The organism is Traorella massiliensis (assembly GCF_900104665.1).
In the GTDB taxonomy this organism is placed as follows: domain Bacteria; phylum Bacillota_I; class Bacilli_A; order Erysipelotrichales; family Erysipelotrichaceae; genus Traorella; species Traorella massiliensis.
Genome location: NZ_LT629969.1, coordinates 947,738 through 960,340, shown reverse-complemented (window position 1 = coordinate 960,340; position 12,603 = coordinate 947,738). Strand labels below are relative to the sequence as shown.

At 55.5% G+C, this 12,603-nt stretch carries 16 protein-coding genes; 1 reads left to right on the top strand and 15 read right to left on the bottom strand.

Annotation, left to right across the window (positions count from 1 at the left end):
• Positions 1 to 136 precede the first annotated feature (136 nt).
• On the top strand, positions 137 to 496 hold the full coding sequence (locus BQ5367_RS11975; RefSeq protein WP_036626676.1) for a helix-turn-helix transcriptional regulator: 360 nt from the start codon (positions 137 to 139) through the stop codon (positions 494 to 496).
• A 169-nt stretch (positions 497 to 665) separates the two neighbouring features.
• Here BQ5367_RS11975 and BQ5367_RS11970 read toward each other — a convergent pair whose 3' ends face one another.
• The 15 genes from BQ5367_RS11970 to BQ5367_RS11885 all read right to left on the bottom strand — a co-directional run bounded on the left by BQ5367_RS11970 (position 666) and on the right by BQ5367_RS11885 (position 12,600).
• The gene (locus BQ5367_RS11970) at positions 666 to 2,081 is read right to left on the bottom strand and encodes a relaxase/mobilization nuclease domain-containing protein (protein WP_071442696.1); all 1,416 of its coding nucleotides are present in this window, start codon (positions 2,079 to 2,081) and stop codon (positions 666 to 668) included.
• Between the two features lie 79 nt (positions 2,082 to 2,160).
• On the bottom strand, positions 2,161 to 2,451 hold the full coding sequence (locus BQ5367_RS11965; RefSeq protein ID WP_071442695.1) for a CD1845 family protein: 291 nt from the start codon (positions 2,449 to 2,451) through the stop codon (positions 2,161 to 2,163).
• Positions 2,452 to 2,626: 175 nt separating this feature from the next.
• A complete protein-coding gene (locus BQ5367_RS11960) occupies positions 2,627 to 2,968 on the bottom strand; it encodes a plasmid mobilization protein (RefSeq protein WP_012741672.1) in 342 nt (113 codons plus the stop codon).
• Entirely contained in the window at positions 2,968 to 3,150 is a 183-nt protein-coding gene (locus BQ5367_RS11955; RefSeq protein WP_003500078.1) for a DUF4316 domain-containing protein, read from the bottom strand. The genes BQ5367_RS11960 and BQ5367_RS11955 overlap by 1 nt, the downstream gene beginning before the upstream one ends.
• Before the next feature lie 12 nt (positions 3,151 to 3,162).
• Positions 3,163 to 3,753 carry a defense against restriction DarA-related protein gene (locus BQ5367_RS11950; RefSeq protein ID WP_202615304.1) on the bottom strand — a complete coding sequence of 197 codons (591 nt, stop codon included), beginning with the start codon at positions 3,751 to 3,753 and terminating at the stop codon, positions 3,163 to 3,165.
• A 132-nt stretch (positions 3,754 to 3,885) separates the two neighbouring features.
• Positions 3,886 to 4,287: a cysteine-rich VLP protein gene (locus tag BQ5367_RS13185; protein WP_074022024.1), complete on the bottom strand. Its 402-nt coding sequence runs from the start codon at positions 4,285 to 4,287 to the stop codon at positions 3,886 to 3,888.
• Positions 4,288 to 4,481: 194 nt separating this feature from the next.
• On the bottom strand, positions 4,482 to 5,129 hold the full coding sequence (locus BQ5367_RS11935; RefSeq protein WP_071442693.1) for a DUF4366 domain-containing protein: 648 nt from the start codon (positions 5,127 to 5,129) through the stop codon (positions 4,482 to 4,484).
• A complete protein-coding gene (locus BQ5367_RS11930) occupies positions 5,116 to 5,382 on the bottom strand; it encodes a DUF4315 family protein (protein ID WP_005927622.1) in 267 nt (88 codons plus the stop codon). Before BQ5367_RS11930 ends, BQ5367_RS11935 begins: the two co-directional genes overlap by 14 nt.
• Before the next feature lie 22 nt (positions 5,383 to 5,404).
• Positions 5,405 to 7,072: a C40 family peptidase gene (locus BQ5367_RS11925; RefSeq protein ID WP_071442692.1), complete on the bottom strand. Its 1,668-nt coding sequence runs from the start codon at positions 7,070 to 7,072 to the stop codon at positions 5,405 to 5,407.
• 279 nt (positions 7,073 to 7,351) lie between these two features.
• Positions 7,352 to 9,781 (bottom strand): VirB4-like conjugal transfer ATPase, CD1110 family, encoded by a 2,430-nt coding sequence (locus BQ5367_RS13175; protein ID WP_408033457.1) that lies wholly within the window; start codon positions 9,779 to 9,781, stop codon positions 7,352 to 7,354.
• The gene (locus BQ5367_RS13170; RefSeq protein ID WP_003500106.1) at positions 9,699 to 10,085 is read right to left on the bottom strand and encodes a PrgI family protein; all 387 of its coding nucleotides are present in this window, start codon (positions 10,083 to 10,085) and stop codon (positions 9,699 to 9,701) included. The genes BQ5367_RS13175 and BQ5367_RS13170 overlap by 83 nt, the downstream gene beginning before the upstream one ends.
• Before the next feature lie 44 nt (positions 10,086 to 10,129).
• Positions 10,130 to 10,750, bottom strand: coding sequence for a DUF7007 domain-containing protein (locus tag BQ5367_RS11900; protein ID WP_235858768.1), 621 nt, complete (start codon positions 10,748 to 10,750; stop codon positions 10,130 to 10,132).
• 42 nt (positions 10,751 to 10,792) lie between these two features.
• Positions 10,793 to 11,434: a septation protein SpoVG family protein gene (locus BQ5367_RS11895; protein ID WP_071442686.1), complete on the bottom strand. Its 642-nt coding sequence runs from the start codon at positions 11,432 to 11,434 to the stop codon at positions 10,793 to 10,795.
• A gap of 42 nt (positions 11,435 to 11,476) precedes the next feature.
• Positions 11,477 to 12,343: a VirB6/TrbL-like conjugal transfer protein, CD1112 family gene (locus tag BQ5367_RS11890; RefSeq protein WP_005927637.1), complete on the bottom strand. Its 867-nt coding sequence runs from the start codon at positions 12,341 to 12,343 to the stop codon at positions 11,477 to 11,479.
• Positions 12,344 to 12,384: 41 nt separating this feature from the next.
• On the bottom strand, positions 12,385 to 12,600 hold the full coding sequence (locus tag BQ5367_RS11885; RefSeq protein WP_016306504.1) for a Maff2 family mobile element protein: 216 nt from the start codon (positions 12,598 to 12,600) through the stop codon (positions 12,385 to 12,387).
• Between the last annotated feature and the right edge of the window lie 3 nt (positions 12,601 to 12,603).

Here is a 12,603-nt window from a genome sequence, read left to right as displayed (position 1 = left end):
TACATTATAGTTCTTTATCTCGAATAATACAAGTTGGAGCCTACATTGATGCGAAACAAAATACTACTTAATGTAAAATCTCATTACATTCTCATAATTCAACCCGAAATGTAGAATGATATAGGGTGATATGAGAATGAACCAAGATGAAAGAAGATTTGACTTTCACGGCCTCGGGGCAGCTCTCAAACGAGCCAGAGAAGAAAAGGGCTGGACACAAGCCTATGTTGCGGAATTAGTAGACCGTGACTCCCGTACCATTATGAATATTGAGAACAAAGGTCAGTATCCCAGCTTCGACCTTTTTGTTAAACTCATTACTATGTTTGACGTTTCAGTTGACCAGTTTATTCATGCGGACGGAGGGGCAAGGTCAAGTTCTTGCAGAAAGCACATTGATGTTCTTCTAAACTCCATGAACGAAAAAGAGCTTGTCGTGATAGAAGCCACAGCCGAGGGCATTAAGAAAGCCAGAGAAACGGAGGTTCCAGAATAAGGGCCTCTGTTTTTTTGCGCCATTTTAGGGGATGCCGCTAAGTGGCAAGCAATGCCTCTGTGGCCACAAGTGGCACAAAGGCGGCTTGTTGGGGCTCGCCCCAAACCCGTATCTTCGGGCCAACATGGCCCGAAGTGTCAGCGTCGCTTTGCTCCTTGTTTTCATAACCTTAACGCTCCTTTTCCTGCTTTCTTCCCGGTTCGGTGTAGCCCATCAGAGTGTCAATGTTCGCTTTGATCGTGACGATCTCCTGCATATCCCGTCGTGCCTTTTGATATTCTCCATAGAGCTGTTTTTTCTTTGCTGTGAGCTTACGGCCTTCTTCCTTCAGCACATCCATTTTGGGGAGCTTCGCCCCACCCAGCAGAGAGCGCATTTCCGTTTGTGCAGCCCGGTACAGTTCAAGGTCGGCCTCATGCTCCGCGAGGAATTTCCGGCTGTACTTCGTCGCCTTATACTGCTCAAAGACTGGACGGGTTTTGGCATACTGAACCGTTGCGGCCTTTAGCCCGGCATTGGTTTTCATGGCCTGTTCCGTCTGCTTGATCTGCTCGGAAATGGCATGAAAACGGTCTGCTGCCTCGGTGGCTTTCTGTGCCAACTGCTCATAATCGGTCAGGCCATTGTCCTGTATATAAGCAAGGGCAGCAGCCATCTGCTTAATGTTAAATACCTTCGCCCAGCGTTCATATCCCGGCCCCTTACCGGCAGCCAGCTTTGCTTGAATATCCACCGCCAGACTGATTTTCCGCTCCGAGCGCCCGGGGCGTTTTTCTTTGCCCTCAATGGCGGACAGAACATCTTGCAAGTCGTAGCCGTCCCCCAGCGTGGAGGCACGCAGACGGGTGAAGCGTTCCTGTCCCTGCCCGGTCAGCCGGAAGCTGATACCGCCGCCCCGAACCGTCTTGACCTCATACTCGGCCTGCTTCATCAAATTGAGAAATTCGTCCAGATCAGCGGGGCGTTCCGCCAGCGCAGTATCAATAGCAAGGCGCAGTCGGTCCTGATAGGAAAGCGGTCCTTTCCGGTCTTTCTGCCACTCCCCATAGTTCCGATACTTGCTCTTGCTCCGGGGCTTCGGGTTCTCCACGATGGACAGCCCGTTTTCAAGGCACAGCCTGTCAGAGAGCCGCCGAAGGGCGAAGCTGGAGCCCCAAAAATTTCGGAATTTCCGGCTGCAGTCAAGGGTGGTGGAGTTGTAATAAATGTGACAATGGATGTGCTGCTTATCGGTGTGCGTGGTAACGATAAAAGCGTGCCGCCCCTTTGTCCAGCGCATAGCCAGCTCATAGCCGATACGGTTCGCCTCCTTCGGGGTGATCTCGCCCGGATAGAAGGATTGTCGTATCTGATAGCACAGCACATTATTTTCTTTCTTCTGTTCCCGGCCCGTCATAGCGGCATAGCTGGCCTTTGCCAAAAGGAACTCGTCCGCCACGGTGGCCGGATCACATTCATAAGCGGAGATATACTTTCCGCTTTCTGTTTTCTCCGGGTCCTTGCCATAGTCCAGACAATCCCGGATAGCCTCAGCAATCGTTTCGCCTTCGCCCGCATGGCGCTGTAACAAAGTTGTGGTAGCCAAAAATCATTCCTCCTTTCCATGAGAAAGGGGCGGCCCATTCAGACCGCCCCGACTTCGGGCCAGTATGGCCCGAGGCTGCTTAACTTGCCAGAAACCGGTACAGAGCGGATTTGCCTCCGTCCAGCGCCCAAAGAAGGGAGCCCGCCGCCGCTTGCAGTCCATACGGCGAAAGAAGGAAGGCAAGAAACAGAAATACAATCCCGCCTATGGGCGTCGGCGTGAAAAAGAGAGCGACACCCAGCACCGCCAGGATCACAGAGGCAATCGTCAGCAGGACGGCACAAATATCAAACAGGAACACCAGCAGAGCCGCCAGAAGGCACAACGCTAAAGCAAAGGGAGCAACCAATATTTTCAGCAGTATCTTCATCTTCAAAACCTCCTTTATCTATCCTTCCTACCTCTATTTTATCATGCCTGCCCGGGGACATAAATGTTGCGAAAGATTAGTAAATCCTGTCCCAAACCTTCGGGTCATACTGGCCCGAAGTGGTAAAAAAAGAGCAGGGCGGCAAGCCCCGTAACGGAAGCCTGCCGCCCTCGTCTTACTTTGCCACCAGCTCGGAGAGCTCCCGCAACACCTTTGACACCTCGCCCCACAGCTTTTCATAGTCCCGCTTCAATCCGTCGATTTCCTCCGGGTACACGCCATAGGTATGTGCGTGTATGGCAACCTGATTGAGATTGTTAGAACAGCGCCGTTGCAGAGAGATCAGCTCTTTTACGGGCGCAAGGTCGATGTGCAGGATATACCCATTCAGAGCCATTTTCCGTACATAAGCCCCGGCGTTGGAAATGCCCGCCTCGGCCATCCGCTCATGGATGGCCGCCAGCTCGTCCGGCGTTACCATGACGTGCAGATGGACATTCCGCTTGCGGTTCTCCATCAGCGTTCCAGCTCCCGGCCTTTCCGGCGTTCTTTGGGCTCCTTTACCTTATCCAGCGGTTTTGCGTCCAGCTCCGGGGGCGTGGGCGGGATGGGCGTGTTGTTGGGTACGCCGTCGATCATGTTGCAGTTCTGCTCTGTGGAGAGCTCGGCGGTTTTCAGATAGTTGTCTTTTTCGTGCATGGCGATCCTCCTTTATCGTTCCTCATGGTTTTTATGGTTTCGCTTCTGGCCGGGTTCCTTCGGGGGTTCCTGCCCTCTGGTTTCATCTTTGAGCCGGGCAGTAATGGATGGGCGCACCCGGTCAGGATTGCCCGGTGCTGGTTTCAGCTCATAATCCTCCATCTGCTTTTCGGTCAGCGGCTTTGCGTAGGTCAGTTCGCCCCATGCCATCAGCCTGCCGTCTGCCACAGGACGCCGCCTGTCATCATCGTAGTTGACGATGGAAAGAGGCTGGTTATCCGGCGGCTTCGGGTAAGTTCCTATGTCCACGGGCCGCTGGGTGGAATAATAGCGGTAAACGCCCTCCGGTCCCAGCTCGGTATGCTTGACCGCCGCATGGTAAAACTGCTGATAGTCGTCCACCCGGCGGTCAAAGTCCCTCTGCGCCCACGCCTGACTGGTTCCATAGCGGCCCCAGTAGTAATCCCGATGGCCGTTTTCCCCCTCGGTAAACTGCCAGGTCACAAAGGGGCTCGGCGCTCCCGGATTATGCCCCAGCGCAAAGCCGTGTCCGGTTTCAAAGGTGGCAGCTTTCAAAATCACATATCCTTGTACTGTCTCCAAGAGATACCTCCTTTCTGTGCCTCGGGCTAACATGACCCGAAGTGCTGGATGTTACGAAATAAGAGGGCAGACCGGGGAGAAATGTAATAAGATATTCCCACCCCGGAAACACCCTCAAAAAAGCCCAGAATGTCAAGCCTTTGGAGGCGGCAAATCGTAACAGCCGCCCGGCCTTTTCTCCCGCATTTTCCTCATGCGTTCCCGGCTTTTTCGGCGGTTCCCTTCGGCCTTGCAGGCGTCGGAACAGTAGGCTTGACGCCCCTCGGGCAAAAACGCCTTTCCGCAGACCGCACAGGCCCGCAGCTTCGGGGAGATGCCTTCCGTTGTCAGCGACGCTTGAAGCTCCAGGTTAAGGGGCAGGACAGCCTCACGGAAGTAACGGCAGTACGCCCCTGTCCAGCACTTGTGCAGCATATAGCAGGCACAGTCAAGAGGAAGGCATAGGCCGCTTTCCCGGTCATAGTTGGCGCACATCCCCGTGACCAGAGTGCGGATTTTCTTCTTCTCGTCACGGGTCAGCTCCCGGGCGTTCATTTATGACTTCGGGCCACGATGGCCCGAAGGGCGGGGCTCCACGATCAGCGCCCGGAACTTCTTCCGGCACTGTTTTTTCTTTCCTTTGCACTCCTTGTAGTAACGGCATCCCTTACAAGGATCGTCATTGTCCCAGCCGGGGTGCGGTACTTCCTTCATCATTCGTTCAAAAGGGCTGCTTGTAAAATTCATTCTCATTCCTCCGTATCTTCCTCCCACGGCGGGGTATCTTCGTCCTCGGGTTCCTCTGCGATCTCCTCCAGCTCCCCGTCCTCATATTCGCAGTAATCATCTTCCAAATCCGGGGCCTCATGCTTCGGCTTGTAAATCTTGAAATAGTAACCAATCCCACCGCCGGCCAGCACCACCGCACCGATCAGGAGCAGAGAGAGAAGGGGGCTGTCCTTTTTCTCCGGCTCGGGTTCCGGTACTTCCTCCACCGGTTCGGTGGGCTTTGGCTCTGGCTCAGGGGTCACTTCTTTGGGCGGTTCCTTACCCTGTTCAGCAAGAGGCAGAAGGTCGTCTGTGGTAACGGTATTGAGGAAATAGACGTTCTCGCTGGTTTTCTGTTTGTCGATCACCAGATAAAACACGCTCTCGTCTGCTGTGGTGATGGTGTAGAACTCTTTACCGTCCTCGTCGGTGGCGTTGTCCACCACGGTTCCCGTCCCGTCCGGGGTAAAGGGGTTCTGGGTTTCCGGCTCTGCTTCGGTTTCTGCCGGGGAGGGAGCTGTCTCCGGCTGCGGCTCGCTGCTCTGGGCGTAGGCCGGGACCGTAAAGATCAGGCAACACAAAAGGCTGGCAGCCATCGCCGCCAGCCTGCGGTATTTAGTTTTCTTCATGGGCTGTGTCCTCCTTTTCGGGTGCCTCCGGCTTCGGGTCAGTATGGCCCGAAGCGGTAAGGCTGTTTTTGGGGTCGTTCAGAAAAGCCATAAGCTGGGCGGGCGTCAGTTTGAGGGAGCGCACCGCCTGCACGATCTGGCTGTTTTCTTCCTCCTGTTTCTGCTTTTCCAGCTCCCGGATTTTGGCCTGCCACTCGGCAGCCTTCTCCCGGGCTTTTTCCAGTTCCTTATCGAGCTTGTCGATCTTGTTCATGCAAGGACTCCTTTCCTCTGGCTCACAAACGCCCGAAGGCATAGAAATGTGTCTGCCAGTAGCTTGAATTGATGTTTGCGTATTGGATGGGCGAACCACAATGAAGCATCATCCCGTCGCCCACATAAATCCCCACATGGGACACAGGGCCGGGGCTGTCATAGGTTCCCGTGAAAAAGATAATATCGCCGGGCTTTGCCTCGGAGGGGGAAATGATAGCACACTGGTTGTAAATGCCCTGCGCCGTGGTACGGGGCAGGTTGTGGACGCCGCTGGCCGTGTACACCCAGCAGACAAAGCCCGAACAGTCAAAGGAGGTGGACGGGCTGGAGCCGCCCCACACATAGGGCCAGCCGATGTACTTTGTGGCTTCTTCCATGAGCGCCGCAAAAGCCGGGTCATCCAGCGCCTCGCCGGGTATCTCATAGCTGGGGCCGGTATCTTCGCCGCTGTTGTAAATCCCTTCCCACAGATAGGGTTTGTTGCCTTTGAGCTGCTGCATAACGGTGTAGATTTCCCGCTGCTGTTCGTTAAGCCTCGGCAGGATCACGGCGGGCAGCGTCTTGTTTGTGAGGGTCACATTGAGAATGTAATACTCATAGGGGACTTCCTCGGTGGTGGTTTCCCCGGTCTCCGGGTCGGTGCTGGTTTCGGTGCGGTAGCGTATCTCGACTTTCTCCGTCAAGGTCAGCTCATACTGTGCCTCGAAGATCTCCCGCAGTTCGTCCTGCACCTGTTCCCGGAAATACACATGGTACTTTGCCGAGAAATAGGACGCCAGCTCATAGGGGTTATGGCCGATCTCGTCCACGGAATAGCGGTACTCGTCATAGCCGGGATGGGTGCTTTCGATGTTCGCTACCGTCTGCGCCAGCTCGTTTTCCAGTGCCGTGTAGTCCTCGTCCACGCCCAGCAGGTCCGTATCCTCCGAGGCGTAGGAGGTGCCGGATAACGCATTGGCAAGGCCGCTGCCAAGCGTGGGAAAGATAGAGCTTACTGCCGACACAAGAAAACAGAGCAGCAACAGCAGGAGCAGGACCAGCACCGCCACGGGATGACGGGTCACAAACTGCGCCGCCCGACGGGTCGCAGTTCCCGAAGCGGCAGCGGTTTTCTTTGCGGCCTTTGCGCCCTGTTTTGCAGCCGCCTTTGCTTCTTTGGAATACCGGCGTTTCAGTTTCCATTTCTGCTGCACACGGGAAAGCGGATTGCTGGTAAGCTCCGGGTGCTCGGAGGCCATCTTTTGAAAATCCACATTGGCCCGGGCTTTTATGTCCTTCCGTTCCCATTTTGCCACCTTCCGGGCCGGGTGCTCCTGCCAGCGGCGTTTGGCATACCGGGTCAGTTTCCGGGCTCCGGCCTCGGCCACAAGTTCCGACTTATGGGCTCCTTCCACACCCACATTTTCATGCTCAACTTCGTGAATTTTGTTGTGGAGATAAAACCACGCTTCGGTGCGGGCTCCCCGGACAGCTTTCTTCGCAAGCCCCGGCGGTTTCTTCGCTGCCCGTTTTGCCTCGGTCTTGTCCAGTTTCTCCCGAGCCTTTCCCAGCTTTTCCCCGGCGTGTTCCGCTTTTGCCTGTGCTTTCTGGTACTTATCCTTTTTGCTCCCGGCCTTCTCGGCAGAGCCCTCCGGCTCCTGTGCCTTGCCGGTATCCTGCGGCCCGCCCGCTTCATCCTCCTTCCTCATGCGGTCAGAGGGACGGCTTTTCCGGCTGTCCTCTTGAAACTTGCCGCTTTTGGACTTCGGGCCATCATGGCCCGAAGGGCTGTCCTGTCCGGTATCCTCGTCCTCAAACCGCAGGCGTCGGGATGGTGCGGGGGAAGGCCCTTCCCGTTCAGCCGGTCCGGGGCGATTGCCCCCGGTATCCTCCGTCGGCCCCGGCCTCTGAAAATTCCGTTTGTCCGGTTTCTTTCCGATGACGTATCCCTCCTTTCCAAACCTCGGGCCAACATGGCCCGAAGTGTGTTATGCCCGGTTCATTTCCTGTTTTTTGTCCTCCGGGCGGGTGGTCATAATGGCGTACAGCTCGGTATTCTGCGGGAAGCGGTCAACAAACGGGATGGTGGTATTCCCGAAGAACAGCAGCCCTTCGCCGGAATTGGTATGGGTCACATAGGAAAGCTGGTGGGGGCTGATCCCAAGCTGTTTGGCTAAAATCTGCCGGTCCCCCTGTGCCTGCGAGAGCAGCACAAGGAAGTCCGAGTTTTCAAAGATGTTCTCAATCTCCGGGCTTGCCAGAAAATCCTTTACGTTCTGCGTTAAAGCACTCGGAACGCACCCTTTTTTTCGCAGCATTTTCCAGATCGCCACACAATAGCTTGCCGTCAGCCGGTCGCGGAGCAGCACATGGAACTCGTCGAAGTAGCACCATGTAGCGATACCACGCAGGAAATTCATGGACACCTGCGAGTTTACCAAGTCCTGCATAATGAGCATGGCAATCGTCCGAAGCCCGGCCCCCAGCTTTTTTAAGTCAAGGCATACCAGACGGCGGTTCAAGTCCACATTGGTTTCATGGTTGAATACGTTAAGGGAACCCGACACATAAATTTCAAGGGCAGTTGCCAGCCGTACCGCCTCGCCCTCCGGCTGGGAACAGAGCAGGTCATACAGGGTTTGGAGGGTCGGCATTTTGCTTGTTTCCGGGTCCTGCAAGTGTTCCCGGTACATCTGGCGTACACAGCGGTCAATGACGGTCCGCTCCACCGGCTGCAAGCCATCCTTGCCGCCGACGATCAGCTCCATCAGCGACAGGATAAAGTCGGCTTTCAGCGCCATCGGGTTTTCCTCGTCAAAGCTCAGGTCAATGTCCATCGGGTTGATGTGGTGGGGGCTGTCCGGGGCGATCTCGATGACCTGTCCGCCCAGCCGCTTGATAAGGGGCGAGTATTCGCCCATCGGGTCCACCACAATGATCCGGTCACGGGTGGCAAGGAACACGTTCACAAGCTCCCGCTTTGCGGCAAAGGATTTGCCGGAGCCCGGCACGCCGAGGAACAGGCCGTTGGGGTTTTTGAGCTTTTTCCGGTTTGCCATGATGACGTTATGGGAAAGTGTGTTGAGCCCGTAATAGACGGCTTCGCCATCCATGCGGAGCTCCTGCGTCATAAAGGGAACGAAAATGGCCGTGGAGCTGGTCGTCATGCCACGCTTGATCTCAATGCCGTTATGACCCAGCGGAAGGCTGGAAAGAAAACCGTCCTCCTGCTGGAAGTCCAGCCGCTTCAAGGTGCAGTTGTATTTCTGGACGATACCCGACACCGTGAACAGGTCATTGTCCAGCTCCCGGCGGGTCGGGGCCATGTTTACCACAAGGAAGGTCAGCAGGAACATTCTTTCATTCCGGCTCTGTAAATCTTCCAGAAGGGTCTTTGCGTCGTTGCTGTACGTTACAAGGTCGGGCGGAAGTATGTCCATGTCGTACCCTGACCGAGCTGCCTTCTTTTGTTCCTCCACCTTCATCTTGTCAATGTCGGAGACTTTGGCCTTGATAGATTTTACGGCGGCGGCCTGATCGACGGTTTGGATATGGAGAGTGATGGTCATTTCCGCGTCCATTTCCAAAAGCTCCGCCAGCAGCTTGTCCGAGAGCTCCGAGGCCAAAATCTGCAAGTAGGAGGCAGCGCCCCAAGTCGTCCCCACCCGGAACAGACGGCTGAAACGAAAATCGAAACTGTCCGGGGCGATAAAGTCTTTGGTGGAAAGCCCGGTTTTGGGGATCATATCCCATGAAAACCGGAAGGGGGAGCCGCTGCCGGGGTGAAGCTGCCCGTGAAGAAGCTCCAGCCGTTCCAGCCCCGAAAGGGAGCGGCACTTGACGCCCAGCTTTTTGAAGTTCCCGCAAATGTCCGCCTCTACACGTTCCAGCCTTGCCCTGGCGGTGGAAAGGTCGTCCACGTTCACGCCGAAGGTCAGGAGCTTTGTGCGAACAATGCCGTTGTTGCTTTTGGCGATCTGGTTTTCCAGCATTTCCACATACTCACACCGGACGCTGTTGTAATCGTCATCCTGCATGGGGATGTTCACGCTGTACCGGCTGCCCGGGCGGCTTCGGTGGTTGAGGAAGGAAAGCTGGAACGGAAGGCTGCTGTCAAAGTAGTTGAGGCAGGCGCTCCACCCATCAAAGATGGCTGCCTGATCTTCGGACTGTGCGAGCTGGTAGTTGATGTCCTCGTATTCAATGGTCTTGGTGTAATAGCGGTCCGCTACCCGGCACACCCCGTCCCGGTACATTTCCCGGTAAGGGAGGGTCTGCTGGGCGGTGGTGGGAATGTTCTTTCCTTTTGTAAACAGGCCGGTAAGGCCCTGCTTTTCAGGCTTTCTGCCTGCGGGCTTTCCGGCCCTTCTGCTGTTTCGCAATCGGCTGCGCCTCCTTTCTGGCGCTAAGCAGCGCATAGAAGTTTTCGGTTTTGTAAGGCCGCACACGGGGATAGAGGAACCGGGTGCGGATGATATTTTTCAGCACTTTTTCCAGCGGCAGGCCGTCTCGTTCATACATAGCCAGAAAGAAGAACGGGAGCATGAGGCCGATCATCAGGAACATGGCGGCACTGTTCCCGATACTGCCACGGGAAAACAGGTAAGCCGGGAGGCCCACCGCCGCCGCGCTGGAAAAACAAACAAGCTGGCGCTTCGTTAGGTTGAAGGCCAGCTTTGTCTTGATTTTGGAAAGGTCTTTTGGTACTGGCACATAGGCCATTTTGGTACACCTCCTTTATTGCTTCGGGCCAGCATGGCCCGAGGTTATCTTGCGGCCTCTTTGGCCGGGGCTGTGCTGCGGGCAGCTTCGGCGGCCTCTCGTCCGCTCTGCCTTGCCCGCCAGTATTCGGGGTGATACTGCCGGATGGACTGATTGAGTTTTTCTTCAAACTGTCCTTTGTCCTTAATGCGGTCAGGGATTTTCCACAGCTTTTTGTCCAGCAGCTCCCGGAGCACTACGCTTTCCTGTGCGTCCTCCTCATAGCAAATATAGCCCTTGTCCTTGAAGCCGCATTTTTTGGCCGCCGGGGAGAGAACGGCGGCTACCTCGTTTGCCACCATCGTTCCGCCGTGGCTGGCGGTAGATACCAAAAACACCCCCGGACAGAGGGTTTCACAGCTCTGCACCTCGCCCCACGGGGAGCTTTTCGGCCCATGGAACATTCCGCCCGTCCGGCTCCGGTCTGCCTGCATGAGCGCCGCCTTTTCCAAGATGGCTTTCAGTTCCGGGGAAAAATAGGCATATTCCCGAAGGACACGGGCGGCCTCCCCGCCGCAGGCGTTCATCAACAGGGTATAGGCGTCGCTGTCCGCTTTGGTACAGCGCCCCAGCAGTTTTCCGTCGTAATAGCAGGCCGCGTCATAGCCCGTCCGTTTGCGTGGCATGATTCCCGCCTCCTTTCTGCTTCGGGCCATTATGGCCCGAGGTCAACGCTCTGCCCCACGGCTGGGCTTTTCCTTCGGAGGCCGTTCCGCCTTTGCCCGTTCGGCAGCCGCTTTCCCGGCTTTGAGCTGGTCGCTGATGGACGCACGCCCCACAGAGCCGCGCTCCGCCATCTGTTCCAGCTTTGCCTCATAGGCTTGCAGAACAGCGGTGTTGAGCTGTTCCCGGAACTCCTTTGTGACAGGGTAGGCCATATCCCGGTAGCCGCCTTTGCCGTCCGGCTGGCTGGGCATCCCCACGAAAAGGCCCTTGCTGCCCTGTACGATTTTCAGATTTTCCACCACAAAGCAGTCATTGAATTTCACGCTGGCAAAGCCCATCAGATTTTTCACAGGTTCGATGACCCGCACGCTTACATCCAGCTTCAACGGTGCGGCCGGGGTGGTGTTTGCAACCTTTTCCTGCATGGTTTCCTCCTTTCCGGCGGGAACAAGGTTCCCGTCCTTGTAGTCATAGCCTTCCGCCCGGAGTGCCGCCAGCGTGTCCGCCGATACGCACCCGGACAGTTTCAGATCGGTTTCCACCATAAAGCGCATGGTGTCTGCTTTAGAAAATTCTTCGGGGAGCTTTCCGTAGAAAGCCGGGTGCGGCTGTCCGTCCGCACCCTGTTTGTAACGCCGGGGCATACCGCCTCCTTTCCGCTTCGGGTCAGCATGGCCCGAAGTCTCTTAATGGCAGCCGAAGATGGATTTTGCAAGACTGCCTGTTTTGAATAAGGTAAAACACAGCAGCACCGTATATCCCACACAGCCCCAGATTGCCCCGATGGGGTCGCCGTCGGTGGCGATACTCTGGATCAGCACCGCATAGATGGCGACACAGACTAAAATCAATAGGCCTTGAAAGCCTACTGCAAAGAGGGAGCGGAAATAGTTCTGCCCCATGTGTCCGGTTTCCCTGTTGGGGACTGTGGCAAACGGGATAGGCGCTAAACTTGTGAGCAAATAAATTTCAATCATACGGCCATATACGATGACGAAGATCACGATGTTTAAGGCAATCATGGTAAGCTGGATCAGGAAGGATTGTAGCCAGAGTCCGAACAGAGGACCTAACTCCATCGCCTCAAGCTCTGTCCGCAAACTGTCCAGCACATCCGGCGTGATCTCTGTCCCGTTCTGGATAATGCCCGCTGACTGCTGTATCACATGCTGGCTCACATCAAAGACCGCCAGCACGATATTGAAGGTGTTCGTCAGGATCATCACAGCCACAAAGGTTTTGAACACCCACTTAAAAAACATCCATGTGTCAACTTCATGGAGGTTGTTGCGTTCTATGAGCATCTGTATCAGCTCATAAGTCATTACAAAAGTGAGGATGACCCCGGCGATTGGCAGGATGGCAGTTTCAGAGATCTGTCGTATCATGGAAAAGACCCCGGCGTTCCAGTCCGCCGGGGTCGTGCCTACCTGTGTGGCGATTTCGCCAACGCTCTGATTGACGTTATCGAAAAGGCCGTCCAGATTTCCCATGATACCATCGACGAGCAGACCTTTCAGCCATTCAACGATTGCGTCGATGATAAAGTCCATACATCAGCTCCTTTTCTGGAAAAAGGGACAACGGGTGACATTTAGCTGAACAGCCCGGACAGCAGAGGGATAAGCTGAAGACCGATCAGAACGACACCGCCGCCCGCCATCAGCTGCTTAATGCCCTGGCTTTTTGCCGCAGGGTTGTCCGACCCGTAACCTTCCAGAAGGTTGATGACGCCCCATACCGCCAGACCGGCGCCAAGAGCCATGACCAGAATTTTGAGAATGTCGATTGCCTGATTGAAAAATTCCATATA